The sequence below is a fragment of the Brevundimonas sp. genome, assembly GCF_032055285.1.
GTDB lineage: Bacteria > Pseudomonadota > Alphaproteobacteria > Caulobacterales > Caulobacteraceae > Brevundimonas.
The window spans coordinates 570,189-596,813 of the sequence record NZ_DAMBRE010000001.1; the positions used below are offsets into that span (position 1 = coordinate 570,189).

The following is a 26,625-nucleotide window of genomic DNA, read 5'->3' on the forward strand; positions in this document are numbered from 1 at the left end:
CCTGATGCTTCAGGACACGCCCCCCGCCGCCCCGACCACCACCCTCGACGAGGTGATCGTCACCGCCGCCCGCCTGCCCCCGGCGGCGGGCGAGGCGGCGTTTTCGGTGATCCGTCTGGGCGAGGAGACGCTATCCACTGCCACGCGGCTGGATGAGGCCCTGGCGACGGTTCCGGCGGTGTCTCTGTTCCGGCGCACCTCTAGCCTGGCGGCCAATCCGACAACCCAGGGGATCAGTCTTCGCGCCATCGCCCCGTCGGGGGCGGGGCGGACGCTGGTGACACTGGACGGCGTGCCGCTGAACGACCCCTTCGGCGGCTGGGTGATCTGGTCCCAGGTTCCAACCGAGAGCGTCGAGAGCCTCGACATCGTGCGCGGCGCCGGGGCCGGTCCCTATGGCGCGGGGGCGCTGATCGGCGTGATCCAGTTGAGAGAGCGCGAGCGCGGCGGGGTGCTGGACGCCTCCATCGGCGAGCGTGGCGGCGCGCGGCTGGCGGGGTCGGGCGGGGTCGACGCCGGCCCGATGCGGCTGACCGGATCGGCGCTGTATGAGACCAGCGACGGCTATGTCCCCGTGCGCAGGGCGGCCGCCGGGGCGGCGGATGCGCCGTTAGATCTGGAGGCGAAGAGCGCCTCGCTGCGCGCCGACATTCCACTGGGCGAGGCGGCGCTATCATTACGCGCAGCGGCCTATGAGGAGGAACGCGGTTCGGGCCTGGCGGGGGCGCGGGCCACGGCCAGCGGTCATGTGCTGTCGGCCACGGCGGCCAAACGTCCGACCGAGGGCGACTACGGCTGGCGGCTGCAGGCCTGGCGGCGCGAGAGCGATCTGGCCAATAGCTCGGTCGCGGTGGCGGCGGATCGGGCCACGACCACGCCCGCCAACGACCAGTATGAGACGCCCGCGACGGGCTGGGGCCTGAACGCCGCCCTGCGCCGGGCCGAGCGCCAGGTCGGCGGCGGGCGGCTGGCGTGGGAGGTCGGCGCCGACGCCCGCTTCAACGAAGGCGAGACGCACGAACGGTTCCGCTACATGGCCGGGGCCTTCACCCGCGACCGCATCGCCGGGGGCGAGACCTCGGTGGCGGGGATTTACGGCGAAGGGTCGTGGGAGACCGGGCGCTGGCTGGTGGCGGGCGGCCTGCGTCTGGACGGCTGGAAAAACCGGAACGGGCGGCGGCTGGAGCGCGACCTCGCCACCGGGGCGGCGACGCTGGACGAGACCGATCCCGAGCGTTCCGGCGAGGTGGTCAGCGCGCGGCTGGCGGCGCGGCGCATGATCGGCGGCGGCTGGGCGGCGCGGGCCGCGGCCTATTCCGGCTTCCGGCCCGCCACCCTGAACGAGCTACATCGGCCCTTCCGCGTCGGCAACGACCTGACCGAGGCCAATGCGGCCCTGGTCCCCGAGACCCTGCGGGGGATCGAGGCGGGACTGGCGTTCGAGGGACCGATCTCGGCGCTGAGCGCCACCCTGTTCTGGAACCGGATCGAGGACGCCGTGGTCAACGTCACCATCGGCGAAGGCCCAACGACCTTCCCCCGCGCGGGCTTTGTCCCGGCGGGCGGGGTGCTGCGCCAGCGCCGGAACGCCGGGACCATCGAGGCGTCCGGCGTCGAGATCAGCGCCCGTCAAACGCTACGCGGCGGTCTCGACCTGACCGGCGCCGTCTCGGTCACCGACGCCCGCATGGACGGCGGATCGGCCGCGCCGCAACTGACCGGCCTGCGCCCGGCCCAGGCCCCGATCTGGAGCGCCGCAGCCGGGATCGACTGGCGCGCCAGCGAGCGCCTGAGCCTGAGCGCCCGCGCCCGGTATGAGAGCAAACGCTTCGAGGACGACCTGAACAGCCGGGTCCTGGGCGCCGCCGTCACAGCGGACCTTCGGGCCGACTGGCGGGTCAAAGACACGGCCTCGCTGTGGCTGGCCGCCGACAATCTGTTCGACGCCGAGGTCGAGGTCTCGGAGACCGGGAACGGAGTCGAAGGCTTCGGCCCGCCGCGCTCGTTCAGCGCTGGCGTGCGGCTGACCTACTGAACCGCGACATTCAGACGCCTAAACGGCATTGCAAATCGTTCGCACACTGTGGCAGAGCCATGTTGTGACCGAAGCCGCAGCCAATCCCGCCAAGACCGTCGCGAAACCCAAGGCGGCGCTGAACGCCAAGCGGTCGTTCTGGCTGAAGCAATTGCACAGCTGGCACTGGATCTCGGCGGCGGTCAGCCTGGTCGGCATGATCCTGTTCGCGGCGACCGGCATCACCCTCAACCACGCCGCCCAGATCCCGGCCGAGCCGGTGACCAAGGAGGCGACGGCGACCCTGCCCGCGCCCCTGCTGGCGCGTCTGGCCGACTTCCCCGAAGAAACCACCGACCCGGTCCCTGCCCCCGTGGCGCGCTGGGCCGCCGAAGCCTTCAAGGTTCAGGTGGACGGCAAGCCGACCGAGACCACGGCGGATGAAATCTATGTCGCCCTGGCCACGCCCGGCGGCGACGGATGGCTGACCATCGACCGTTCAACCGGCGAGGCCGTGCACGAGAAAACCACGCGCGGCGCGATCGCCTACCTCAATGACCTGCACAAGGGTCGGAACGCCGGAAAGGTCTGGTACTGGTTCATCGACGTCTTCGCCGTGGCCTGCGTGATCTTCTCCGTCACCGGTCTGGCCCTGCTGTGGCTGCACGCCCGCGGCCGTCCCTCGACCTGGCCCATCGTGGCCCTGGGTCTGCTCATTCCCGTCGTTATCGCCCTTCTGTTCATCCATTGATCCTTCAACTGACGAGCCTCCCCATGCGTAAGCTTCCTCTCGTCCTGACCGCCGCCGGCCTCGCCGCCGCTGCGCCCGCCGTCGCCAACGCCGCCGATCTGACGGTGAACGTCGAGCTGCCGCGCATCGCCAGCGCCTCCTATCACCGTCCCTATGTGGCCGTGTGGATCGAGAAGCCGGACCAGACCACGGCCCAGACCCTGGCCGTCTGGTACCAGCAGACCCGCAACAACGAGGGCGACGGCAAGGACTGGCTGAAGGACCTGCGCACCTGGTGGCGCAAGGGCGGCCGCGCCATGACCATGCCCGCTGACGGCGTGTCCGGCCCGACCAAGGCCCCCGGCCGTCACGCCGTGACCGTGCCCGCCGCCCGCCTGCGCAACCTGCCTGCCGGCCAATACAACATCGTCGTCGAGGCGGCCCGTGAACTGGGCGGCCGCGAGGTCGTCCGCGTGCCCTTCCGCTGGGGCGGCGCCAACACCGCCGCCGGAACCGGCTCCACCGAACTGGGCGCCGTTCGCGTCGCCGTGACCCGCTAAGGACCTGAGATCATGAAAAAGACGCTCGCCTTCCTGTCTCTGGCCGCCGTTCTGGCCGCCCCGCTCTCGGCCCAGGCGCACCGCGCCTGGCTGGCCCCGACCTCGACCGTCCTGTCGGGCAACGACGCCTGGGTCGGCTTCGACGCCGGCATGTCGAACGGGGTCTTCATCCCCGACCACGCCGCCATGCGCCTGGCCGGTCTGACCATCACCGCCCCGGACGGTTCGACCGCCCAGGCCGAGAACGTCATGCAGGCCAAGTACCGCTCCAGCTTCGACCTGCACCTGTCGAAGCCCGGCACCTATCGCATCGCCAATGTCGGCTCGGGCTTCATGGCCAGCTACAAGCAGGGCGGCGAACAGAAGCGCTGGCGCGGCGCCGAGGCTGACTTCGCCACCGCCATCCCGGCCGACGCCACCGAGGTTCAGGCCACGCGCACCGACAGCCGCACCGAGACCTTCGTGACCCTGGGCGAGCCCACGGATCTGGCCATCGTCGGCAAGGGTCTGGAACTGGCCCCGGTCACCCACCCGAACGACCTGGCCGCCGGTGAAGCCGCCACCTTCAAGCTGCTGAAGGACGGCCAGCCGGCCGCAGGCGTCGAGGTGACCATCGCGCGCGGCGGCACCCGCTACCGCGACAATCCCGAAGAAATCACGGTCAAGACCGGCGCTGACGGCGCCTTCAGCGTGACCTGGCCGCAAGCCGGCCTCTACTGGCTGGGCGCCTCGGTGCGCACGGCGGGCGTGAACGGCCAGCCCGGCTCGAACGCCTCGTGGAACGGCGCGCTGGAAGTCCTGCCCTGACCGTCAAGAAGTCCAGTTCGGCCCCGCCGCCGCTCCAGCTCGGAGCGTTGGTGGAAGGCCGTCAGGACACCCGCGTCCTGATCCCGCCGAGCGCACAGGCGCCCGAGCGGCCGCCCAGCGACCTGATCTGGTCGCTGGCGGGGGAAAGCATGGGCACCACCTGGTCGGTGCGTCTGGTCCCGCCAATAGGGACCACGCAGGACGTCTTTCAGGCGGCCATCGAGGAAGAGCTGGCGCGCATCATCGCCCTGTTCAGCCCGTGGACGCCCAGCAGCGAGATCAGCCGCTTCAACAATGCGCCCGCCGGGACGTGGAAGCTGTCGGACGAGTTCTGGAGCCTGCTGAACGCCTCGCTGGACCTGGCCGACGACGTCAACGGCGCGGTCGATCCGACGCTGGGCGCCCTGGTCGATCTGTGGGGTTTCGGCCCGCCCGGGCCGCGCGATCCGCTCCATCCCCTGCCCTCCGCCGAGGAGGTCGAGGCGGCGCTGGCGGTGTCGGGCTGGCAGAAGCTGAGGCTGAACCGCGACGCGCGGGCGGCGGTGCAGACCGGGGGCATGAAGCTGGACTTTTCCGGCATCGCCAAGGGTCACGCCGTGGACCGGGTGTCCACGCGCCTGACCGAGATGGGCGCAACCTCGCATCTGGTCGAGATTGGCGGCGAGCTTCTGGGGCGCGGGGTCAAGCCGGACGCCCAGCCCTGGTGGGTCGAGATCGAGGCCGTGCCGGGGTCGCCCGCGCCGCATACGGTGGCGGCCCTGTTCGACGTGGCGGTGGCCACATCGGGCGACTGGCGCCGCGCCTTCGTGCATGAAGAGCGCCTCTATCCGCACACCATCGACGGTTCGACCGGGCGGCCGGTGGACAATGGTCTGGCGCAGGTGACGGTGTTCGACGCCTCGGCCATGCGCGCCGACGCCTTCGCCACCGCCCTGACCGTGCTCGGCCCCTATGACGGGCCGGAGTTCGCCGAGGCCATGCAGATCGCCGCCTGCTTCGTCGAACGCACGCCGCGCGGCCTGCTCGAGCGGATGACGCCCGCCTTCGCCGCCATGATGGACGAAGAAGAAGCCTGACCGTGACCGCCGACCTGTCCCGCTGGCTGTGGGCCGGCGTTGCTTTGATCCTGTGGCTGGGCCTGATCGGCCTGACCGTCTGGCGTGTGCGCGCCGCCGCCAGGAAGGCCGCTGAACAGGCCCACGCCCTGGCCGAGGCGGCCGGCGACGACGCCGTGCTGATCGCCTTCGCCAGCCAGACCGGGTTCGGCGAGGAGTTGGCCTGGATGACCGCCCGGGCTCTGGGCGACGGCGGCGTGGGCGCACGGCCCCTGTCGTTCGCCGATCTGGATCTGGAGACGCTGAAGGGGGCAAGGCGCCTGCTGGTGATCGCCTCCACCACCGGCGAGGGCGACGCCCCCGACAGCGCCGCCCGCTTCGTGCGGCAGGTGATGAAGGCCGGGGCCGACCTGTCGCACCTGTCCTATGGCCTGCTGGCGCTGGGCGACCGGTCCTATGACGCCTATTGCAGCTTCGGCCGTGCGGTCGGCGACTGGCTGGACGACGGCGGCGCCCAGACCCTGTTCGACCGGGTCGAGGTGGACAACGGCGACGCGGGCGCCATCCGCCACTGGCAACATCAGCTGAACCAGATCACCGGCTCGACCGCCGCGCCCGACTGGACCCCGCCCGCCTATGACCGCTGGCGTCTGGTGGAGCGGACCCTGCTCAACGCGGGCAGCCCCGGCGGCGCGGCCTGGCATCTGGCGTTTGAACCGATCGACCACGCCCCCGACTGGGCGGCGGGCGACATCGCCGAGGTCGGCCTTCCCGTCCGCGACGGCGAGCAGCCGGCCAGCCGTGAGTATTCAGTCGCCTCCCTGCCCTCGGACGAGCGGGTCGAGTTCTGCATCCGCCTGATGACCCGCCCCGACGGCACGCCGGGCCTGGCCTCGGGCTGGCTGACGCAAGGTGTGCAGATCGGCGACGAGGTGGCCATGCGGGTGCGCGCCAACCGCGGCTTCCACGCCCCGCCGCCGGAGGCCCCCGTCATCCTGATCGGCAACGGCACGGGGATCGCGGGCCTGCGCGGCCACCTGAAGGCGCGGGCGCGGCACGACAAGACGGGCGGGGCCTGGCTGCTGTTCGGCGAGCGGACGCGGGCGCACGACGCGCTGTATGACGCCGACTTGCAAGGCTGGCTGGCCTCGGGCGCCCTGACCCGCCTGGACCGCGCCTTCTCGCGCGACGGCGGCGAGAACCGCTACGTTCAGTCGCTGGTGGCGGAACACGCCCGGCCCATGGCCGACTGGGTCGATCGCGGGGCCTATGTCTATGTCTGCGGCAGCCTGGAAGGCATGTCCAAGGGCGTTCACGCCGCGCTGGAGGCGGCGCTGGGCGAGGAGCGGCTGATGCGGCTGACCGACAGCGGGCGGTATCGGCGCGACGTTTACTAGAAATCCCTCTCCCGCTGGGAGAGGGCTTGAGCCTCCAAGAGCGAAGCGATTGGAACAGGCGAAAGGATGAGGGTTCGCCATCGAAGTCGGCGTGAGCCGTCGCGCCGCGGCTTGCGCCGACTGGACCCTTAGCCCCTCACCCTTTCGCGCAAGAACGCTCGCTGCGCTCAAGCCCTCTCCCGCCGGGAGAGGGTCACGATCACACCTCCGACCAGCGCCGCAGCAGGTTGTGATAGAGGCCGGTCAGTTCGATCACCGCTTGATCCTTCGGCCCCTTGTCCAGGTTCACGCGCTGGGTGGCCACGTCGAGGCGGAACAGGCTTTCGCGGTCGGCGTCGTCGCGGACCAGGCTTTGCAGCCACATGAAGCTGGAGACGCGGGCGCCGCGGGTGACGGGCGTGACGCGGTGCAGGCTCTTGGACGGATAGAGGACCAGGTCGCCGGCCGGCAGCTTGACCGACTGGGCGCCGTACAGCTCCTCGATGATCAGTTCGCCGCCGTCGTAGTCCTCGGGCTCGGACAGGAAGAGGGTGGCCGAGAGGTCGCTGCGGATGCGCATGTCGCCGCGCTGGCGGATGGCGTTGTCGACGTGGACGCCGAACTCGCCGCCGCCCTCGTAGCGGTTGAACAGGGGCGGAAAGATCGTGTGCGGCAGGGCGGCCGAGACGAACATGGGATTGGCGTTCAGGGCCTGAACGATCAGGGCCGAGACCTCGCGCGCCTGAGCGCTGTCCTCGGGCAGTTGCTGGTTCTTCTTGGCGGTGGCCGACTGATGGCCCGAGGTCATGTTGCCGTCGGCCCAGGGCCCGGCGTCCAGGGTTCGGCGCAGGGCGGCGACCTCGGCCTTGGTGAAGACGTCGGGGATGTGCAGCAGCATGGCTCTCTCACCGGTAAAAACGCATCGGCCCCGCCGCTCGGATGAACGACGGGGCCGACATGATGGCGCGAAACGCGAGCGCTTAGTAGCGGACGTTCAGCGTCAGGATGGCCGAACGGGCCGGAGCCACGTCGGCGTGGTGAACGCCGTTGGTGCGGATGATGTATTCCTCATCGCCCGCGTTCTGAACGTTCAGCTGCAGCGAGGCGCGGTCGGTGACGTCGTACGATGCGAACAGGTCCACGCGAGTGTAGGCCGGAGCGTAGACGCGGTTGGCGCCGCCGCCAGCGCCGCCCTGATTGCCGCCGAACGACTTGCCGACATAGTAGACGCCGCCGCCCAGGCTCAGCTTGGGCATGACGCGATAGGTCGTGAACAGGCTGGCGGTGTGTTCCGGCGTATTGGCCAGGGAGTCGCCGACGTTGACGTTGTTGTAGGCGCCCTCGGTCAGCTCCGAGTCCATCCAGGTGTAGCCGCCGAAGACCTGCCACTTGTCGGTGACATTGCCCGAGACGCCGAGTTCCAGACCTTGGACTTCGGCCTCGCCGGCCTGTTCATAGACGCCCGGTTCGACCTGGATCTGGGCGTTCTTGCGCACGGTCTTGAACAGGGCGCCGCTGAGCGCCAGGCGGTCGCCGAAAAGGTTGGCCTTGGCGCCGATCTCGAAGCTGTCGGTCTCTTCCGGATCCAGCAGGGTCGTGGCCAGGTTGCCCGTGCCCGTGCCCGTGCCGCCGTTCTGATCGCCGGCCGAGATGGTCGGGGGCGTCGAGGAAGTGGCGTAGGAGGCGTAGATGCTGGTGTTGGCGGTCGGCTTGTAGACGGCGCCGATCTGATAGTTGACGAAGTCCCAGTCCGAGCGGACCGAGGTGTAATCAGGCGCCGTCACCGTGCCCGAGGCGTTGGTGGCGTCGACCGAGTAGTCGTCCCAGCGCAGGCCCAGGTTGACGATGAACTTCTCGCCGAAGCTGATCGAGTCAAAGGCATAGATCCCGGTCGACTGGGTATCGGTCGAGCTGACCAGACCGCGCGTTTTCGTACCCGTCCAGGGGTCGCTGGGGTTCGGATTATAGACCTGGGTGCAATCCAGGCCGGTCAGGGGCGCCGGGCAGGCCGTGCCGGTGAGCGTCGTGACGGTGTAGGAGGCGTTGTCGTTCTTCTCGGACGACAGCTCGAGGCCCAGGTTGAAGCTGTGCTTCAGACCGCCCGTCTGGAACGAACCCGTCAGGTCCGTGACATTGGCCAGGGTGTCAGCGGGGTTCCAGCGCGACTTCAGACCACGCTTCATCCACCACACGCCGTTGATCTGCTGCGCCGTACCGCCGTCGCCAGGGTTGGTGACGACATAGTCGTTCAGGGTCTCGGCGTAGCGGGTGACGTTGCGGATTTTCAGGTTCTCGGTCAGCTGGCGCTCCAGGGTGACCGTGACCGAGTCGACCGTATTGGTCAGATAGTCGCGCGCCGTCAGGCCGTAGAAGCTGTCATAGGGGACATCCAGAACGCCCGAGGCGTCCGGACGCGGGCCCGTGGCGCCCGCCAGCTTGGTGTAGAGCGGGATGCCGTAATCAGGCATCTGATCGCTGTCGAGGTGGTAGTAGCTGGCCGTCAGGGTCGTGTCCGTGCCGAGGCCGACGGCGAACGAGGCGCCGACGCCCCACTTGTCGAAGTCGACCGCATCCCGACCGGCGATGTCGCCCTGACCGACCATCAGGTTCAGCCGCAGGGCCGCCGTTTGCGAAAGCTGGCGATTGAAGTCCACCGTGCCGCGCACATAGGAATCCGTACCGGCGCCGATCGAGGCGTTGGTGAAGTCGCTGAGGCGCGGAGCCTTGGAGCCGAGGTTGATGCTGCCGCCGCCCGAGCCGCGACCCGAATAGACCGAGTCCGGCCCCTTGATGACCTCGACCTGCTCCAGGTTGAAGACTTCGCGCTGCTGGCCGCCGGTGTCGCGGATGCCGTCGACGAAGATGTTGTTGCCCGAAGCCTGGCCGCGAATGAAGGGCCGGTCGGCCAGAGGCTGGCCGCCTTCACCGGCGCCGAAGGTGATGCCCGGCGAGGTGCGCAGGATGTCCTGCAGCGAGGTGGCGGCGGTCTGCTCGATGATCTGTTGCGGGATCACCGTGACCGAGCGCGGCGTGTCGACCAGGGGGGCGACGAACTGCGGATCCTTGGGCTCGCGCTTCACGCGCTGGCCGTGCACGTCGACGGCGCTGAGGGTGGTGGCGTCCTGGGTCACGTCCGCCGTGGCGATCGGGGCTTCGTCAGCCGCCATGGCGGGCGCGGCGCACAGCATGCCGGCGGCGCTGGAAGCGAACAGAAGCGCCTTGAGGGCGGAGGAGCGAGCGTCGGACATGGGGGAGGAGCCAGTCGGTTAATGTTGAGACCGGCTCGCAATATCAGCTTTTTCGGGTGCGACAATCTGACTCCTGCGACTAAATCGCAATTGCGGCACAGATGTCACACTGGCGTCATGACCGCGCCCTCAGGCTGGTTTCGTCACCGCCTTGATCGAGGTCGCAGGGTCCGCCAGGAGGTCTGCGTCCACCGGCGTCGCCTTGCCGATCAACAGGCGCCCGCCCATGAATTCGGCAGGCGCATTCACCGCCTCGACACAGAGGATGCGGTCGCCGTTCAGGTGGAAGACGGCGAAGCTGCCCGTCGCCGGATCGCCGCGCACCACCTGACGGTCGGCGTCGAAGGGCAGGCCCGCGATCTGCAGCTTGACGTCATACTGGTCAGACCAGAACCAGGGCACTTCGGGCGCCGGGGCCGCGCGGCCGACGATGGCGGCGGCGGCCTGCTTGGCCTGCTCCAGGGCGTTGGGCACGCTTTCCAGCCGGTGCATCCGTCCGCCGTGCACGGGAATGGGCCGATGGGTCACGTCGCCGATGGCGTAGATGGAAGGGTCGCTGGTGCGGGCGCTTTCGTCCACCACCACGCCGTTCTCGCAGGCCAGGCCGGCGGTGCGCGCCAGGGCCTCGCGCGCCAGGGCGCCGACACCGACCAGCACCGCATCGGCCGCGATCAGGGATCCGTCCGCCAGCCGCACGCCGCCGTCCTCGAAGCCCGCGACCTCGGCGCCGGTCAGGATCTCGACGCCGTGCTGGCGATGCAGGTCGGTGAAGAAGGCTGACAGAGGCTCGGACGCCACGCGGGCCAGCACCCGGTCCATGCGCTCGATCACCACCGCCTCGGCGCCGAGGGCGCGGGCCGAAGCCGCCGCCTCCAGCCCGACATAGCCGCCGCCGACCACGGCCAGCCGCTTGCCGGGCGCCAGCACGGATTTCAGCCGTTCGGCATGCTCCAGGGTGCGCAGTTCCAACAGGTCAGAGCGATCCGCGCCCGGAATGGCCAGACGACGCGCGGTCGAACCGGTGGCCAGGATCAGGATGTCGTAGGCCTCGAGCGCCCCGTCAGCGAAGGTCACGGTCCTGGCCGCCACGTCGATGGCGGTCGCCGTGACGCCGGTGCGCAGGTCGATCTTCTGCTCGACGTAGAAGCTCTCGGGGCGCAGCAGCAGGTCCTCCAGACCCGCCTCCCCCTTCAGCCAGGCCTTGGACAGGGGCGGCCGCTGATAGGGCGCCGCCGCCTCCTCGCCCGCCAGGACGATCTCGCCCTCGAAGCCATACTGTCTCAGCAGCGCCGCCGCCGAGCCCCCCGCGTGTCCCGCGCCGATAATCAGAACCTTGGTCATGAAAGCGGAGATAGGACGGATCGAGCGTAGCGGCTACTCTCTCCTCCCCACTCGCGTGGGGAGGAGAGACAGCAGCGGCGCTTGACCGTTCCATTGTTACAGCATAATGGAACGCGCCATGAGCACCGACGCCGCCAAGACCGCCCTGCTGGACGCCCTGCTTTCGCTGCAGACGCGGGCGGAGGCCGACGCCTTTCTGTCCGACCTCTGCACTCCCGCCGAGCTGCGCGCCTTTGCCGAGCGGTGGCAGGTGGCGCGGCTGCTGGACGGCGGGGACAAGACCTATCGCGAGATCGCGGTGGAGGCCTCGGCCAGCCCGACCACCGTGGTCCGCGTCGCGCGTTCCCTGAAGGACATGCCGTATCAGGGCTATCGCCTGGTGCTGGACAGACTGAAAGCCTGAGTTGAGATCATGAGCACCGTGCAGGGGCGGCTTCGCATCGCCGTCCAGAAATCCGGCCGTCTGGCCGAACGCAGCCTCGACCTGGTCCGCGACGCGGGTCTGCGCGTCGTCAAGGGCAACAACGAGCTGCTGTACCGGATCGAGAACTATCCGATCGACCTGCTGCGGGTGCGCGACGACGACATCCCGACCTTCGTGGCGGACGGGGTCTGCGACCTCGGCATCGTCGGCGAGAACGTGCTGGAAGAGGTCAGGAACGGCGGGCCGAACGCCGAGGTGGTCATGCCGCTGGGCTTTGGCCGCTGCACGCTGAAGATCGCCGTGCCGCCGAGCCTGGACTTCGCCGGGCCGCAGTCGCTGGACGGTCTGCGCATCGCCACCTCATACCCGAAGGTCCTGCGTCGCTTCCTCAACGACCGCGACGTGCGCGCCGACATCGTCACCATGCGCGGGGCGGTCGAGGTAGCGCCCCGGCTGAAGCTAGCCTCGGCCATCTGCGATCTGGTCTCGACCGGGGCGACGCTGGAGGCCAACGGCCTGATCGCCAAGGAAACCGTGCTGGACAGCCAGGCGGTGCTGATCAAGTCGCCGACCGCGCCCGAGGCGGGCCTGCAGCACCTGCTGGACTCCATCATCGAGCGGATGGCCGGCGTCGTGTCCTCGCAAGGCGCCAAATACGTCATGCTGAACGCGCCGCGTTCGGCCCTGGCGGAGATCACCGCCATCCTGCCGGGTGCCGGCTCGCCCACCGTCATGCCCCTGTCGGGCCGCGACGACGCCGTGGCCGTCCACGCCGTCTGTCAGGAAGCCGTCTTCTGGGAGACGCTGGAGAAGCTGAAGGCGGCGGGGGCTTCGGCCATCCTGGTCCTGCCGATCGAGAAGATGATGTGATGAAGCGTATCGACTGGAACAAGCTGGACGCAGGCGAGCGTCAGGCCGCGCTGGCCCGCCCGCAGCAACGCACCGAGGGCTTCGTCACCAGCGTGGTGCGCGAGATCTTCGACGACGTGCAGGCGCGCGGTGGTCAGGCCGTGACCGACTGGGCGATCAGGCTGGACGGCGCCGCGCCGCGCCGGGTGGCGATCACCGAGAAGGCCGCCGCCGAGGCCCGCGCCGACCTGCCGCCCGCCGCCGCGCGGGCCCTGCGGGTCGCCGCCGACAACGTCCGCGTCTTCCACGCGGCGACGCGGCCCGAGGACACCGCCTTCATCGAAACCACGCCGGGGGTGAAGTCCAGGCTGGTCTGGCGCCCCATCGACTCGGCGGGTCTCTATGTGCCCGGCGGCACGGCGCCGCTGTTTTCGTCCTTGCTGATGCTGGCCATTCCGGCGGGCGTGGCCGGGGTCGGGCGGCGCGTGGCGGTCACCCCGCCGTCGAAGGACGGCTCGGTCCACCCGGCCATGATCGTCGCCGCCGCCGAGGCCGGTCTGGACGAACTGTGGCTACTGGGCGGGGCGCAAGCCATCGCGGCGCTGACGTTTGGCGTCGAGCTGGAGGCGGGCGTGATCGAACCGGTCGACAAGCTGTTCGGTCCCGGCAACGCCTATGTGGCCGAGGCCAAGCGCTATGCGTCCAGCCTGCCGAACGGGCCGGCGCAGGACATGCCGGCGGGGCCGTCGGAGCTGCTGGTCATCGCCGACCGCGACGCCGACTTCGAGATCGTCGCCGCCGACCTGCTGAGCCAGGCCGAGCACGACGCCGACGCCCAGGTTCTGCTGGTGTCCGACAGCGGCACCGCCCTGAACGAGATCGTGGCCGAGGTCGAGCGTCAGGTGGAGAGCCTGCCCCGTGCGGCGATCGCCCGCGCCTCGCTGGAGCAGGCCCGCGCCATCCGCGTGGCCGACATGGCCGAGGCCTGCGCCGTGGCCAACCTCTATGGCCCCGAACACCTGTCGATCCAGGCCGAGGAGGCCGAGCGGCTGGTGGACAAGATCACCGCCGCCGGCGCGGTCTTCGTCGGCCAATGGGCGGCCGAGACGCTCGGCGACTACGCCGCCGGGCCCAGCCACGTCCTGCCGACCGACGGCGGGGCGCGGACGCTGGGCGGCGTCACCACCGCCAGCTTCATGACCACCATGTCGGTGCAGACGGTGACGCAGGCCGGGGCCGCCGCCCTGGCCCCCGTCGCCGCCCGTCTGGCGCGGATGGAGGGGCTGGAGGCCCACGCGCGGGCGGCCGATCTGAGGACCGAAGGATGAGCGCCCCCATCTTGATCCTCCCCCGTTCTACGGGGGAGGGGGACCGCCGCAGGCGGTGGAGGGGGCGGCTCTGGTCGCGCCCTTTGGAAGCCTGTTCCGCCGGCATGCCCGTTTCCGCCCCCTCCACCATGCTGCGCATGGTCCCCCGCCCCCGCTGCGCAGGGGAGGATCGCCAGTGACCCTGCCCGCCCCCTATCCGCCGCTGGTGTTAGGCGGCGAAGGTCTGGATCGCTATCCGTCCGACCCGACCGCGCTGGGCACGCGACTGGCCAAGCTCTACGGCGTCGCCGCCGATCAGGTGCTGCCGGTGCGCGGCCTGACGCACGGGCTGGAGCTGGTCTGGCGTCTGGCCGCCCGCGACGGGTTGAAAGTTCAGGCGCCGGACGCGGAGCCCTATCTGGGACTGGCCGCGCTCTACGCCCGTCCGGCGGAGGGGGCCGAGACCGCCGCCGTGGTGATCCGCGCCCTGGGCTCACCCGAGGCCGTGGCCGAGATGGCCGAGCGCGTCGCCCCCGCCCTGCTGGTGGTGGACGAGGGTCTGGTCGAGTTCGCGGAAGGCCCGTCCGCCGCGAGCGTCGTGAAGGACCACGCCAACCTGATCGTCTTGCGCAGCCTGTCGCTGGCCTATGGCCTGGCCGGGGCGCGAGTCGGGGCGGCCGCAGCGCAGGCGCCAACCCTGGCGCGGCTGGCCGGCGTGCTGGAGCCCTACGCCCTGCCCGAGGTCTCGGTGCGGCTGGCCCTGCAGGCCCTGGACCCGTCGCGGATGATCGAAACCGCCGAGCGCATCGACGGGGTGCGCCGCGAGCGCGCCCGCGTCGCCGAGGCCCTGTCGCGCGTCATGCCGCTGGAGGCCGGGGTCGGTCCGGTGATCATCGCCCGGCCGTCCGATCCCGCGGCCGTCGTCGCTGACCTGCGCCGCTATGGCCTGAGCGCCGATGCGGCGGGCGATCGGGTGCGCCTGCCCGTCGCGCTGAAGCCGGAGGTCAACGACCGCCTGCTGGTCGCCCTCGGCGCCGCCGCTCCGAAAGTCCGGCGCACCCGCGTCGGTCAGGCCGTGCGTGATACGAAAGAGACGCGCATCGTCTGCGCCGTCGATCTGGACAGCGCCGGGCCGGTGACGATCCACACCGGCGTCGGCTTCTTCGACCACATGATCGAACAGGTGGCGGCGCACGGCGGATTCTCGATCCGCCTGTCGTGCGAGGGCGACCTGCACACTGATCCGCACCACACCATCGAGGACAGCGCGATTGCGCTGGGTCAGGCGCTGAAGCAGGCGCTGGGCGAGCGCAAGGGCATCGCCCGCTATGGCTTCGTCCTGCCGATGGACGAGGCCAATGCGTCGATCTCCATCGACCTGTCGGGGCGGCCCTATCCGGTGTTCGAGGGGACGTTTGCGACCCCCTTCATCGGCGACTACCGCACCGACCTGACGGCCCATGTGGTGCGCTCGCTGGCCGAGAACCTCGGCGCGGCCATCCACGTCCGCGTCACCGGCGACGACGACCACCACAAGACCGAGGCCGTGTTCAAGGCCCTGGGCCGCGCCCTGCGTCAGGCCATCCGCGTCGAGGGCGACGTGGTGCCGTCGACCAAGGGGGTGCTGTGATGGTTCCTTCCTTTCCGCTCATCCCCGCGGAGGCGGGGACCCAGTCCTTTGGCTGCACGCGCGACGGCGGCTGTCTCAACCGCATTGAAGCCAAGGGCGGCGTGCGTGGCTCTCACTGGGTCCCCGCTTCCGCGGGGATGAGCGGTGAACATAGATGAGCAACGTCACCCTGATCGGATACGGCTCGGGCAATGTCGCCTCGGTGCGCTTCGCGCTGGAGCGGCTGGGGGCGCGGGTGCGGATCAGCGCCGATCCCGCCGATCTGGACGAGGCCGAGCGGGTCATCCTGCCCGGCGTCGGGGCGGCGGGTTACGCCATGCAGCGGCTGAATGCGCTCGGCCTGGTCGAGCCCTTGCGGCGGTTCCAGCGGCCGCTGCTGGGCGTCTGTCTGGGTCAGCAGCTGCTGTTCGAGACCAGCGCGGAAGATGGGGGCGCCGACCTGCTGGGCCTGATCCCCGGCCGGGTCGAGGCCATCCTTCCCGCGCCGTCGCGGCCCTCGCCGCACATGGGCTGGAGCCGACTGACCATCCGTCGTCCCGATCCGCTGCTGGAGGGGGTTGGGGACAGCGACTGGGCCTATTTCGTCCACGGCTTCGTCTGCCCCGACGGCCCGGCGACCCTCGCCGCCGCCGACTATGGCCTGGCTGTGCCGGCCGTGGTCAACATGGGCAACCGCTGGGGCTGCCAGTTCCACCCGGAACGGTCGGCCAAGGCCGGAGCGCGTATCTTGAAGAACTTCCTGGAGTTGCCCGCGTGATCATCTATCCCGCCATTGACCTGATCGACGGCCATGCGGTTCGCCTGTTGCACGGCGATTTCAATCACGTGACCCGCTACGACTCCCATCCCGCCAACCGGATGGCGGCCTTCACCGCCGAAGGGGCGGAATGGATCCACGTCATCGACCTGGACGGGGCCAAGGCGGGCGAGGCGCGCCAGTATGGGCTGATCGGCGACATGGCCCGGGCCGTGGACATCAAGGTCCAGTCGGGCGGCGGCGTGCGTTCAGCCAAGGATATCGAGCACCTGCTGAGCGCCGGAATCAGCCGCGTCGTCATCGGCTCGCTGGCGGTCACCGACACGGATCAGGTGCTGAAATGGCTGGAGCAGTTCGGCCCCGAGGCCATCGCCCTGGCCCTGGACGTCAGAAACGAGAACGGCCTGCCCGTGCCCGCGCTGAAGGGCTGGACCCAGTCGTCGGGCGTGGATCTGTGGAGCGTGCTGGATCGCTATCCGGTCGGCATGCTGCGTCATATCCTGATCACGGACGTCGAGCGCGACGGCGCCCTGACCGGTCTGAACCGGGAGTTGCTGTCCGAGGCCATCGCACGGCGCCCCGATCTGGCGATTCAGGCCTCAGGCGGGATCGCCAGTCTGGACGACCTGACCACCGCCAAGGTCATCGGCTGCGCCGGGGCCATCACCGGACGCGCCATCTACGCCGGTCGCTTCACCGTGGCCGAAGCCGTCCGGGCCGTGGCCATGACCCCGATTTCAGCCAATGACCGCTAGACGGATCATCCCCTGCCTCGACGTCAAGGACGGGCGGGTGGTCAAGGGGGTGCGGTTCGAGGGCCACGTCGACATGGGCGACGCCGCCGAACTGGCCGCGCGTTATCGCGATGAGGGCGCCGACGAACTGGTCTTCTACGACATCACCGCCAGCCCCGAGGGGCGGACGCTGGACTATGGCTGGGTGCAGGACATCGCCCGGCTGCTGGACATCCCCTTCTGCGTCGCGGGCGGCATCCGCACGGTGGAGCAGGCGGCGCGCTGTCTCGACCACGGGGCCGACAAGGTGTCGATCAACTCCCCCGCCCTGGAGCGTCCCGAACTGATCGGCGAGATGGCCGCGCGGCTGGGGCGGCAGTGCGTCGTCGTCGGCGTCGACAGCGCCTTTCAGGACGGCGCGTGGCGGGTGCACAAATACACCGGCGATCCCGACGCCCGGCGCGGCGCCGGCCGGCTGACCATGGACTGGATCGTCGAGGCGCAGAACCTCGGCGCCGGAGAGATCGTGCTGAACTGCATCGATCAGGACGGGGTGCGGCGCGGCTATGACCTTGAACAACTGGCCGAGGCGCGGCGACGGCTGACCATTCCGTTGGTCGCCTCAGGCGGGGCCGGGGTGGTCGAGCATTTCCGCGACGTGTTTCTGAACGCAGACGTGTCGGGGGCCCTGGCCGCCAGCGTCTTCCACTCGGGCGCGATCGCGATTCCCGATCTCAAGCGTTACCTGGATCAGGTCGGGGTGGAGGTGAGGATATGAACGCCCTCCTCCCGCTCATCCCCGCGGAGGCGGGGACCCAGGACTTTGGCGACAAACGCCGCGTGTTGGGTTGCGCAGACAAGGCCGCCGTCCGTCAGATGGCTCAATCCTGGGTCCCCGCCTCCGCGGGGATGAGCGGATCAAACGCATGACCCTTTCCGACACCCTCGAGTTTTCCAAGATCGACTTCGCCAAGGGCGACGGCCTGGTCCCCGCCGTGGTGCAGGACGCCGACACGCTGCAGGTGCTGACCCTGGCCTATATGGACGAGGCGGCGCTGCGCGAGACGCTGGACAGCGGTCAGGCCACCTTCTTCTCGCGCTCGCGCGGGGGCCGCTGGAGGAAGGGCGAGACCTCGGGCGACTTCCTCAATGTGGTGTCGGTGACGCCCGACTGCGACGGCGACGCCGTGGTGGTGAAGGTGCGGCCGGTCGGCAACGCCTGCCACCTGAACCGCGTCAGCTGTTTCGGCGACGAGGACGCGCCGGGGCTGGGCCGCATCGGGCGCCTGGAGCGCACCATCCATGTCCGCGCCCAGGCCGATCCCAACGACAGCTGGACCGCCCGCCTGATCGCCCAGGGGCCGAAACGGGCGGCCCAGAAAGTCGGCGAGGAGGGCGTGGAGACGGCCCTGGCGGGCGCGGCGGGCGACGAGGCGGAACTGGCCAGCGAGGCGGCGGACCTGATCTATCACCTGCTCGTTCTTCTCCATGCCCGTAACATGGTGTTTCAGGACGTATTGGTCGTCTTGGCGAAGCGCGCGGAAGCGGCCAAGACCGAAGCCTAGGCCTTGAGGCGAATATCCCGCATGTCGGGATCAGGGAGGAACGGGACGAATGGCGGCACTGATTCTGTTCGGCGGCGGCGGCGACCTCGCCATGCGGATGCTGTTGCCTTCGCTCTATTTCCTCGACCACGACGGTCTGCTGCCCGAGGGGCTGAAGATCATCGGCGCCGCGCGGTCCGAGGAAAGCGCCGAGGAATATGTCGCCAAGGTCCATGAGGCGGTGAAGGCGCGCGCCGAGGCCGACGGCGGCTGGGACGAAGCCAGCTGGGCGCGGATGAAATCCCGCCTCGACTATCTGGCCGTGGACGCCACCGATCCGGCCAGCCTGGCCCCGCTGAAGGCGAAGTGCGGCGACGGCGAGGTCACGTCCTTCCTGGCGGTGTCGCCGTCCCTGTATGGCCGCATCGTTACGGCGATGAAGGCGGCGGGTCTGGCCGAGAAGAACTGCCGCATCGTGCTGGAGAAGCCGGTCGGGCGCGATCTGGAAAGCTTCCTCGAGATCGACGACGCGGTGGCCCACGCCTTTGACGAGCGTCAGGTGTTCCGCATCGACCACTACCTGGGCAAGGAGACGGTGCAGAACCTGATCGCCCTGCGGTTCGGCAACACCATCTTCGAGCCTCTGTGGAACAACCTCACGGTCGACCACGTCCAGATCACGGTGGGCGAGACGGTCGGGGTCGGCGACCGCTGGCCCTATTACGACGAATACGGCGCCCTGCGGGACATGCTGCAGAACCACATGCTGCAGCTGCTGTGTCTGGTGGCCATGGAGCCGCCCAGCGACCTGGACCCGGATTCGGTGCGCAACGAGAAGGTCAAGGTGCTGCGCTCCTTGCGCCCGATCACCCTGGAAGAGGCCGAGCGCGTCACCGTGCGCGGCCAGTATGTGGCCGGAACCAGCGAGGGCAAGCCGGCCAAGGGCTATGACGAGGAACGCGGTCAGCCTTCCGACACCGAGACCTTCGTCGCCATCCGCGCCGACATCGACAACTGGCGCTGGGCGGGCGTGCCCTTCTTCATGCGGACGGGCAAGCGCCTGCCCGAGAAGCGCACCGAGATCGTCATCCAGTTCAAGCCGGTGCCCCACTCCATCTTCGGCCACGGCGAGCGCGGCGAGATCAACGCCAACCGCCTGGTCATCGAGCTGCAACCCGAGGAAGACATCTCGCTGTCGGTGATGAACAAGAAGCCGGGGCTGGATCAGCGCATGCAGCTACAGCCGATCAAGATGAGCCTGTCCTGGGGCGTGAACGGTAAAGACGCCGCGCCGCCGCGTCGCCGCATCGCCTATGAGCGCCTGCTGCTGGACGCCATGCACGGCGACAGCACCCTGTTCGTGCGCCGCGACGAGGCCGAACAGGCGTGGAAGTGGGTCGACGAGGTGTCCGACGCCTGGTCGGGCGCCGCCTTCAAGCCGCTGGACTATGCAGCCGGAACCTGGGGACCGGAGGCGGCGGACCTGCTGCTGTCGCGGACCGGGCGCAAATGGAACACGCGCGATGAGTAAGACGGCACACAAGCCCTCCCCTCGAGGGGGAGGGTTGGGAGGGGTGAAGGCACACCGAGTCCCGCTTCACGCCGGAGGGGGCCGCCTTTCCGGCCCTGCCTCACGCGCCTCGTTCTTCACCGCCCTGCCTTCACCCCATCCCCCGACCCCTTCCCCCTCGAGGGGAAGGGGAGGCATGTCATGACCCAATCGCTCATCGAAACCTTCCCCGACGCCGCCGCCTGGGCCGAGGCCGCCGCCGCGCGATTGGCCGCAGCCCTGACCGAGGGCGTCGCCGCCGAAGGCCGCGCGGTCTTCGCCGGCGCGGGCGGATCGACCCCCTCGCCCGTCTATGCGCGGTTGGCGCAAGCCGATCTGGACTGGTCGAAGGTCACGGCGACCCTGGTGGACGAGCGCTATGTGCCCGAGACCTCGCCAGACTCGAACGCCGCCCTGATGAAGCGAACCCTGCTGACCGGGCGGGCCGCCGCCGCGCGCTTCCTGCCGCTGTATGCGCCGTCGGTCACCGTGGACCGCGCCGCCGCCGAGGCGTCGAAGGCGGTGGCGGCTGAGGGCCCGCGCCTCGACGCCGTCCTGCTGGGCATGGGCGAGGACGGGCATATCTGTTCCATGTTCCCCGACAGCCCGACGCTGAAGACCCTGCTGACGCCCGATCTGAAACCCGCCGTCTATGGCGTGCCGCCGGGCCGCGACGGGATGGCCCCGCCGCAGGAACGGCTGTCGATCAACCTGCCCTATCTAATCGGCGCCCGCCGCGTGGTCCTGGCCCTGACCGGCGCCAAGAAGCGCCCCGTGTTCGAGCGCGAGGCGGCGGGCGATCCGCGCATCCATCCCATCGCCGCCCTGATCGCGGCCAAGGTTCCCCTCGAAGTGCTTTGGACGGAGGCTGTCTGATGGCGCTCAATCCTGTGGTGGCCGAAGTCACCGCCCGTATCACCGAACGCAGCCGCGCCACCCGCGCCGACTATCTGCGTCGCATGGACGCCGCCCGCGACTCAGGCGCCGGGCGCGCCAAGCTGTCCTGCGCCAACTGGGCCCATGCGTTTGCCGGTCAGACCATCGCCGACAAGCTGACGGCCATGGACGGGTCCAAGCCCAATGTCGGCGTAGTCACCGCCTACAACGACATGTTGTCGGCGCATCAGCCGTTCGAGCGCTTCCCTGAGGTGATCCGCAAGGCGGTCCGCGAGGTCGGCGCCACGGCCCAGGTGGCGGGCGGAACCCCGGCCATGTGCGACGGCGTCACCCAGGGGCGCCCCGGCATGGAGCTGAGCCTGTTCAGCCGCGACGCCATCGCCATGGCGACGGGCGTGGCCCTGACCCACGACGCCTTCGACGCCGCCATGATGCTGGGCGTCTGCGACAAGATCGTGCCGGGCCTCTTCATGGGGGCCCTGGCGTTCGGGCACCTGCCGGTCGTCTTCGCGCCAGCGGGGCCAATGCCCTCGGGCATTCCCAACGCGGAAAAGGCTCGTGTCCGCGCCGAATACGCGCAAGGCCTGGTGGACCGCACCACCCTGCTGGCCAGCGAGATCGGCAGTTATCATTCGCCGGGCACCTGCACCTTCTACGGCACGGCCAACTCCAACCAGATGATGATGGAGCTGGGCGGCCTGCACCTGCCCTCGACCGCCTTCGTCCACCCCGAGACCGGCTTACGCGACGCCCTGACCGCCGCCGCTGCCAAGCGCGCCGTCGAACTGGCCCGCTCGGGCGAGAGCCGCATGGCCGATGTCGTCAGCGAGAAGTCGATCGTCAACATGATCGTCGCCCTGCTGGCCACCGGAGGATCGACCAACCACGCCATCCACCTGGTCGCCATGGCGCGGGCGGCGGGGGTGCTGATCGACTGGACCGACATGGATCAGCTGTCCTCGGTGACGCCGCTGCTGGCGCGGGTCTATCCCAACGGATCGGCTGACGTGAACGCCTTCCAGGCGGCGGGCGGCGTGGCCTTCGTGGCGCGCGAGCTGGCGCAGGCGGGCAATATTCACACCGACGTCGTGACCGTCATGGGTCAGGGCATAGAGGCCTATTTCCAGGAGCCGTCGCTGATCGACGGGGAACTGGTCTGGCGCGACGGCGTGGCGGAAAGCCTGGACCGCGACATCCTGCGCCCCGCCTCCGATCCCTTCGACCGCGAGGGCGGTCTGCGACTGGTGCAGGGCGACCTGGGCCGGGCGGTGATCAAGATCTCGGCGGTCAAGCCCGAGAACCGCATCGTCGAAGCCCCCGCCGCCGTGTTCGAGACCCAGGAAGACGCCCTGCAGGCCTTCAAGGACGGCAAGCTGAACCGCGACGTGGTGCTGGTGCTGCGCTTCCAGGGGCCGAAGGCCAACGGCATGCCGGAACTGCACTCCCTGTCGCCGGCGCTCAGCGTCCTGCAGGACAAGGGCTTCAAGGTCGCCTTCGTCACCGACGGCCGCATGTCGGGCGCCAGCGGCAAGACCCCCGCCGCCATCCACGTTTCGCCCGAGGCCCTGGCCGGCGGCCCCCTGGCCCATGTGAAGGACGGCGACATCATCCGTCTGGACGCAGAGACCGGGGTGCTGACTACGGTGGGCGTCAGCGATCTGACCGCGCGCCCCCTGGCCGTGCGTTCGACCGCCAACGCCCATGGATCGTCCTGGGGCTATGGTCGCGAGCTGTTCGGCGCCTTCCGCCAGGTCGTGACCACGGCGGAGGAAGGCGCAACCGTCTGCTTCGCCTTCCCCGTCAGCCCGGGCGGCCATACCGACACCCTGCCCCATCCCAACTTCGTCGACCGGACGGTGGACGCCTGATCCGCCCAACCGAGCGCAGGAAACGACCCATGAATGACAAGATCCTTCTCGTCGGCGACGTCGGCGGCACCAACGCCCGGTTCGCCCTGACCCGCCTGGTCGACGGCCGCCCGGTGCTGGAGCACCACGAGAGCTTCCCGGCCTCGGAGCACCCCACCTTCCTCGGCGGGGTGAAGGCCTTCCTCGACGGCTGCGACGTCAAGCCGACCGGCGGCGTCATCGCCGTGGCCGGACCGGTGACGGACGGGGAGATCGACCTGACCAACTCGCCGTGGCGGGTGTCGGAAGGCGAGCTTCAGACCCTGGGCCTGAATCCGGTCAAGCTGATCAACGACTTCGAGGCCCTGGCCTGGGGCGCGCCCATCGTCCCGGAGGACCAGTTGGCCTCGCTGGGCGGACCGGTGGACGGCGATCCCCACGCCACGGTGGCCGTGCTGGGTCCCGGCACCGGCTTCGGCGTCTCGGCCCTGGTGCGCGACGCGCACGGGAAGGAGATGGCCATGCCCAGCGAGGGCGGCCACGCCTGCTTCCCCCCCGGCGATCCGGTCGAGGACGAAATCCTGCGCATCCTGCGCCGTCGCTATGACCGGGTGTCGATCGAGCGGCTGATCTGCGGGCCCGGCCTGTTGAACATGCACCGGGCCCTGGCCGAGATCGACGGACGCGAGACCCACATCGACGACCCGGCCGAAATCACCGAGACGGCGATGAAGGACCCCAACAGCCCCTGCGGCGCCACCCTGGCCCGCTTCTGCGCCATCCTGGGCGCCGTGGCCGGGGACATCGCCCTGACCACCGGTGCGCGCGGCGGGGTCTATATCGCCGGCGGCATCGCCCCGCGCATCCTGCCCTTCCTCAAGGCCAGCCCCTTCCGCACCCGCTTCGAGCGCAAGGGGCGGTTCCAGCCCTATATGCAGGCCATCCCGACCAAGGTGATCCTGCACAAGCAGGCCGCCCTTCTGGGCGCCGCGCGGGTGGCCTTCAACGAGGCGGGCTGACGCCCGCCTCAGGCCTTGATCAGTCGATGCAGAGGGTGGCCTCGGCCTTGCCGTCCTTGACGGTGGTGCGGCAGCCGAAACGATTGCTGTCGGCCTGGCATTGACCGACAGCGCTGGCGCCGGGTGCGATGCCGCTGTTGCCCGCGATCTCGCAATCGCCTTCGCATTGCGAGGCGTCGGTGCAGCGCTTGCCCGCGTCGGCGTACTTGACCACGCACTGCCAGGTCTGGGCGCGCCCGACCTGCTGCATCTGCCCGCCCCGCGACGAGCAGGACGAGGTGCTGATGCTCATGGTCGGCGGCGGCTCGGGGGCCTCGGCGGGCGTCGGGACCACCGGTTCAGGCGCCGGAGCCGGCGAACAGGCGGCCAGGGCAAGGCCCGCCGCCAGCAGAACAGTTTTCAGCCTCATCCGACCTGTCCTTTTTCGAACCCGGTCCAGCAGTCGTCGTAGTCGAGCTGCATCAGGGGCGTCTTCTCGGCCCAGGCGGTGGTGCGGATGGGCATTCGCGTCTCGAACATGAAGGCCAGGGTGTTCTCGATCTTCATCGGTTTCAGCTCGGCCTTGGTCGCGCCGTTCCAGCTGGCCTGATCCGGGCCGTGACCGCTCATGCGGTTGTGCAGGGAGGCGCCCCCGGGGGCGAAGCCGCCCGCCTTGGCGTCGTACTCGCCGAAGATCAGCCCCATGAACTCGCTCATGACGTTGCGGTGGAACCACGGCGGACGGAAGGTGTCCTCGGCCACCATCCAGCGCGGCGGGAAGATGACGAAGTCGCAGTTGGCCGTGCCGGGCGTGTCGCTGGGCGAGGTCAGGACGGTGAAGATCGACGGGTCAGGGTGGTCGAAGCTGACCGTGCCGATGGTGTTGAAGCGCGCCGTGTCATAGCGATAGGGGGCGTAGTTGCCATGCCAGCCGACCACGTCCAGCGGGCTGTGGTCGAAGGTCGTGGCCCAAAGAAGCCCACCGTATTTCTGGACGCACTGGGTCGGGCGGTCGACGTCCTCGAACCAGGCGACGGGGGTCTCGAAGTCGCGCGGATTGGCTAGGCCGTTCGAGCCGATGGGGCCGAGGTCCGGCAGGCGGAAGGGCGCGCCGTAGTTCTCGCAGACATAGCCGCGCACCTCACCGTCGACCTCGACGCGGAAGCGGACGCCGCGCGGGACGACGACGACATGGCCCGGCGCCGCCTCGATCACGCCCATCTCGGTGACGAAGCGGTGGCTCCCCTGCTGCGGCACGATCAGCAGCTCGCCGTCGGCGGAGTAGAAGACGCGATCGACCATCGAGCGGTTGGCGACATAGAGGTGGACGCCCACGCCCGCGCCGGAATCGGCGTCGCCGTTGCCGCCATAGGTGGTCAGGCCCTCGACCCAGTCGGTCGGCGCCTCGGGCATGGTCAGGGGGTCCCAACGCATGCGGTTGGGATTGGGCGGGGTCTCGGTGAAGGGACCGGAGCGCACGCGGCCCTGCTCGAACGGCTGATACGGCCCGTGCTGGGCCGAGGGCCGCAGGCGGTAGAGCCAGCTGCGCAGGTTATGGTCGCGCGGGGCGGTGAAGGCCGCGCCCGACAGCTGTTCGGCGTAGAGGCCCAGGGCCGGGCGCTGCGGCGAGTTACGGCCGACCGGCAGGGCGCCCTCGACGGCCTCGGTGGCGAAGTGGTTGGCGAAGCCGGTCTGATAGGCGGGCGCGTTGGATCGCGTCATATGGTTTCTCCCTTGCGGGAGGTTTAGCCGGGCCAAGCCGATGCGTCACCCCGGTGCCGCCCAGCTTTGCCCTGGATCAATCCGTCAGAAGCCCTGACTGCGCGCCAGTCGTTCGGCGTGGAAGTCGGCGTCGCCCAGAAGTTCGTTCAGGACGCGGACGCGCTTCATGAACAGGCCGACGTCGAACTCGTCGGTCATGCCGACGCCGCCGTGCATCTGGACCGCCTCCTGCACCGCCAGTTCGGCGACGCGGCCGGCCTTGGCCTTGGCGATCCCGGCGGCCTGTTCGGCATCGGGACGGCCCGCGTCGATGGCTTGCAGGGCGGCGAGGCTTGCGGCCTTGGCCAGTTCCAGCTCGGTGAAGAGATGGGCGGCGCGGTGCTGCAGGGCCTGGAACTCGCCGATCAGCTTGCCGAACTGCTTGCGGGTGCGCAGGTAGTCCAGCGTCACCTTGAAGGCCTGATCCCCCGCCCCGACCAGAGAGGCGGCGGCGCAGGCGCGGCCCAGAACCAGGGCGGCGTCCAGCGGTCCCTGCCCCTCGCCCACGGCGCCGAGGACGGCATCGGCGTCCACGACCACGTCGGTCAGGGTCACGCGGGCGGCGTTGTGGGCGTCGACCATGACGGTGCGCTCGACGGCGACGCCGGGGGTCTTCGGGTCGATCAGGAAGAGGGTCAGGCCGTCGTCTGCTTGTGCAGCGACGATCAGGGCGTCGGCGATATGGCCGTCCAGCACGAAGCCCTTGGCGCCGTTCAGCTTGAAGCCGTTGCCGGCGCGTTCGGCGCGCGTGGCGATCTTGCTCGGGGCGTGCTTCGGCCCTTCGTCGACGGCGAGACTGAGGATGGCCTCGCCCGCCGCGATGCGGGGCAGCCAAGCCTTCTGCGCCGCCGAGCCCGCCGCCTTCAGCACGGTCGCCGCCAGCACCGACGAGCCCATGAAGGGCGAGGGCGTCAGGGTGCGGCCCAGGCTTTCGGCGATGACGCCCGCCTCGACGGCGCCGAGGCCGGAGCCGCCGTCTTCCTCGGGGATGACGACGCCGGCGAAGCCCATCTCGCCGAAGGCCCGCCACAGATCGCGCGAGACGCCGTCGGGGTCGCGGCTGTCGCGCAGCTGGCGAAGGTGATTGATGGGCGCGTTTTCGTTCAGGAAGCCGTCGGCGGCGTCCTGAAGCATGGTCTGCTCTTCGGTCAGGATCAGGGGCATCAATCCTACTTTCTCTTCGTCATGCTCGGACTT

The 26,625-nt window shown here is 69.8% G+C and carries 24 protein-coding genes; 18 read left to right on the forward strand and 6 right to left on the reverse strand.

Translation table 11 applies throughout. The features are described from left to right. The first annotated feature begins 4 nt into the window (after positions 1 to 4). From RTY13_RS02875 to RTY13_RS02900, 6 genes are all read left to right on the forward strand, one after another. The gene (locus RTY13_RS02875; protein ID WP_312780990.1) at positions 5 to 2,035 is read left to right on the forward strand and encodes a TonB-dependent receptor domain-containing protein; all 2,031 of its coding nucleotides are present in this window, start codon (positions 5 to 7) and stop codon (positions 2,033 to 2,035) included. 64 nt (positions 2,036 to 2,099) lie between these two features. Then, positions 2,100 to 2,765: a PepSY-associated TM helix domain-containing protein gene (locus RTY13_RS02880; protein ID WP_312780992.1), complete on the forward strand. Its 666-nt coding sequence runs from the start codon at positions 2,100 to 2,102 to the stop codon at positions 2,763 to 2,765. Positions 2,766 to 2,788: 23 nt separating this feature from the next. Continuing rightward, positions 2,789 to 3,304 carry a DUF2271 domain-containing protein gene (locus RTY13_RS02885; protein ID WP_312780994.1) on the forward strand — a complete coding sequence of 172 codons (516 nt, stop codon included), beginning with the start codon at positions 2,789 to 2,791 and terminating at the stop codon, positions 3,302 to 3,304. A 12-nt stretch (positions 3,305 to 3,316) separates the two neighbouring features. Beyond that, positions 3,317 to 4,111, forward strand: coding sequence for a DUF4198 domain-containing protein (locus RTY13_RS02890; protein WP_312780996.1), 795 nt, complete (start codon positions 3,317 to 3,319; stop codon positions 4,109 to 4,111). After that, positions 4,081 to 5,187 (forward strand): FAD:protein FMN transferase, encoded by a 1,107-nt coding sequence (locus RTY13_RS02895; protein ID WP_312780998.1) that lies wholly within the window; start codon positions 4,081 to 4,083, stop codon positions 5,185 to 5,187. The genes RTY13_RS02890 and RTY13_RS02895 overlap by 31 nt, the downstream gene beginning before the upstream one ends. 2 nt (positions 5,188 to 5,189) lie before the next feature. Continuing rightward, positions 5,190 to 6,563: a sulfite reductase subunit alpha gene (locus RTY13_RS02900; protein ID WP_312781000.1), complete on the forward strand. Its 1,374-nt coding sequence runs from the start codon at positions 5,190 to 5,192 to the stop codon at positions 6,561 to 6,563. 199 nt (positions 6,564 to 6,762) lie between these two features. Here the strand turns inward: RTY13_RS02900 and RTY13_RS02905 are convergent, their stop codons facing one another. The 3 genes from RTY13_RS02905 to RTY13_RS02915 form a co-directional block, all read right to left on the reverse strand. Continuing rightward, complete coding sequence (locus RTY13_RS02905) at positions 6,763 to 7,440, reverse strand: Fe2+-dependent dioxygenase (protein ID WP_312781001.1); 678 nt, start codon at positions 7,438 to 7,440, stop codon at positions 6,763 to 6,765. A gap of 82 nt (positions 7,441 to 7,522) precedes the next feature. Next, complete coding sequence (locus tag RTY13_RS02910; protein ID WP_312781002.1) at positions 7,523 to 9,790, reverse strand: TonB-dependent siderophore receptor; 2,268 nt, start codon at positions 9,788 to 9,790, stop codon at positions 7,523 to 7,525. A 129-nt stretch (positions 9,791 to 9,919) separates the two neighbouring features. Then, a complete protein-coding gene (locus tag RTY13_RS02915; RefSeq protein ID WP_312781003.1) occupies positions 9,920 to 11,131 on the reverse strand; it encodes an FAD-dependent oxidoreductase in 1,212 nt (403 codons plus the stop codon). A 106-nt stretch (positions 11,132 to 11,237) separates the two neighbouring features. Between RTY13_RS02915 and RTY13_RS02920 the strand changes: the two genes are divergently transcribed. The 12 genes from RTY13_RS02920 to glk all read left to right on the forward strand — a co-directional run bounded on the left by RTY13_RS02920 (position 11,238) and on the right by glk (position 23,688). After that, positions 11,238 to 11,534, forward strand: coding sequence for a YerC/YecD family TrpR-related protein (locus RTY13_RS02920; protein WP_409450272.1), 297 nt, complete (start codon positions 11,238 to 11,240; stop codon positions 11,532 to 11,534). A gap of 9 nt (positions 11,535 to 11,543) precedes the next feature. Further along, positions 11,544 to 12,425 carry an ATP phosphoribosyltransferase gene (gene hisG, locus RTY13_RS02925; RefSeq protein WP_312781005.1) on the forward strand — a complete coding sequence of 294 codons (882 nt, stop codon included), beginning with the start codon at positions 11,544 to 11,546 and terminating at the stop codon, positions 12,423 to 12,425. Further along, the gene (gene hisD, locus RTY13_RS02930; protein ID WP_312781007.1) at positions 12,425 to 13,732 is read left to right on the forward strand and encodes a histidinol dehydrogenase; all 1,308 of its coding nucleotides are present in this window, start codon (positions 12,425 to 12,427) and stop codon (positions 13,730 to 13,732) included. Before hisG ends, hisD begins: the two co-directional genes overlap by 1 nt. A gap of 175 nt (positions 13,733 to 13,907) precedes the next feature. After that, the gene (gene hisB, locus RTY13_RS02935) at positions 13,908 to 15,341 is read left to right on the forward strand and encodes an imidazoleglycerol-phosphate dehydratase HisB (protein ID WP_312781009.1); all 1,434 of its coding nucleotides are present in this window, start codon (positions 13,908 to 13,910) and stop codon (positions 15,339 to 15,341) included. A 154-nt stretch (positions 15,342 to 15,495) separates the two neighbouring features. Continuing rightward, a complete protein-coding gene (gene hisH, locus RTY13_RS02940) occupies positions 15,496 to 16,098 on the forward strand; it encodes an imidazole glycerol phosphate synthase subunit HisH (RefSeq protein ID WP_312781010.1) in 603 nt (200 codons plus the stop codon). Further along, on the forward strand, positions 16,095 to 16,853 hold the full coding sequence (gene hisA, locus RTY13_RS02945; RefSeq protein ID WP_312781011.1) for a 1-(5-phosphoribosyl)-5-[(5-phosphoribosylamino)methylideneamino]imidazole-4-carboxamide isomerase: 759 nt from the start codon (positions 16,095 to 16,097) through the stop codon (positions 16,851 to 16,853). Before hisH ends, hisA begins: the two co-directional genes overlap by 4 nt. Further along, positions 16,843 to 17,610, forward strand: coding sequence for an imidazole glycerol phosphate synthase subunit HisF (hisF, locus tag RTY13_RS02950; RefSeq protein ID WP_312781013.1), 768 nt, complete (start codon positions 16,843 to 16,845; stop codon positions 17,608 to 17,610). The genes hisA and hisF overlap by 11 nt, the downstream gene beginning before the upstream one ends. Before the next feature lie 148 nt (positions 17,611 to 17,758). Then, positions 17,759 to 18,397 carry a bifunctional phosphoribosyl-AMP cyclohydrolase/phosphoribosyl-ATP diphosphatase HisIE gene (hisIE, locus tag RTY13_RS02955; RefSeq protein WP_312781014.1) on the forward strand — a complete coding sequence of 213 codons (639 nt, stop codon included), beginning with the start codon at positions 17,759 to 17,761 and terminating at the stop codon, positions 18,395 to 18,397. Between the two features lie 49 nt (positions 18,398 to 18,446). Then, complete coding sequence (gene zwf, locus RTY13_RS02960) at positions 18,447 to 19,907, forward strand: glucose-6-phosphate dehydrogenase (RefSeq protein WP_312781015.1); 1,461 nt, start codon at positions 18,447 to 18,449, stop codon at positions 19,905 to 19,907. A 180-nt stretch (positions 19,908 to 20,087) separates the two neighbouring features. After that, positions 20,088 to 20,801: a 6-phosphogluconolactonase gene (gene pgl / locus RTY13_RS02965; RefSeq protein WP_312781016.1), complete on the forward strand. Its 714-nt coding sequence runs from the start codon at positions 20,088 to 20,090 to the stop codon at positions 20,799 to 20,801. Next, positions 20,801 to 22,690: a phosphogluconate dehydratase gene (gene edd, locus RTY13_RS02970; RefSeq protein ID WP_312781017.1), complete on the forward strand. Its 1,890-nt coding sequence runs from the start codon at positions 20,801 to 20,803 to the stop codon at positions 22,688 to 22,690. The genes pgl and edd overlap by 1 nt, the downstream gene beginning before the upstream one ends. A gap of 29 nt (positions 22,691 to 22,719) precedes the next feature. Next, positions 22,720 to 23,688 (forward strand): glucokinase, encoded by a 969-nt coding sequence (gene glk, locus RTY13_RS02975; RefSeq protein ID WP_312781019.1) that lies wholly within the window; start codon positions 22,720 to 22,722, stop codon positions 23,686 to 23,688. Between the two features lie 19 nt (positions 23,689 to 23,707). On the opposite strand, the gene RTY13_RS02980 is transcribed toward glk, so the two are convergent. The 3 genes from RTY13_RS02980 to RTY13_RS02990 all read right to left on the reverse strand — a co-directional run bounded on the left by RTY13_RS02980 (position 23,708) and on the right by RTY13_RS02990 (position 26,592). Next, positions 23,708 to 24,097, reverse strand: a complete 390-nt coding sequence (locus RTY13_RS02980; RefSeq protein ID WP_312781020.1) for a hypothetical protein — start codon at positions 24,095 to 24,097, stop codon at positions 23,708 to 23,710. Then, positions 24,094 to 25,389: a homogentisate 1,2-dioxygenase gene (gene hmgA, locus RTY13_RS02985; protein ID WP_312781021.1), complete on the reverse strand. Its 1,296-nt coding sequence runs from the start codon at positions 25,387 to 25,389 to the stop codon at positions 24,094 to 24,096. Before hmgA ends, RTY13_RS02980 begins: the two co-directional genes overlap by 4 nt. A gap of 84 nt (positions 25,390 to 25,473) precedes the next feature. Next, the gene (locus tag RTY13_RS02990) at positions 25,474 to 26,592 is read right to left on the reverse strand and encodes an acyl-CoA dehydrogenase (protein ID WP_312781023.1); all 1,119 of its coding nucleotides are present in this window, start codon (positions 26,590 to 26,592) and stop codon (positions 25,474 to 25,476) included. Positions 26,593 to 26,625 lie beyond the last annotated feature (33 nt).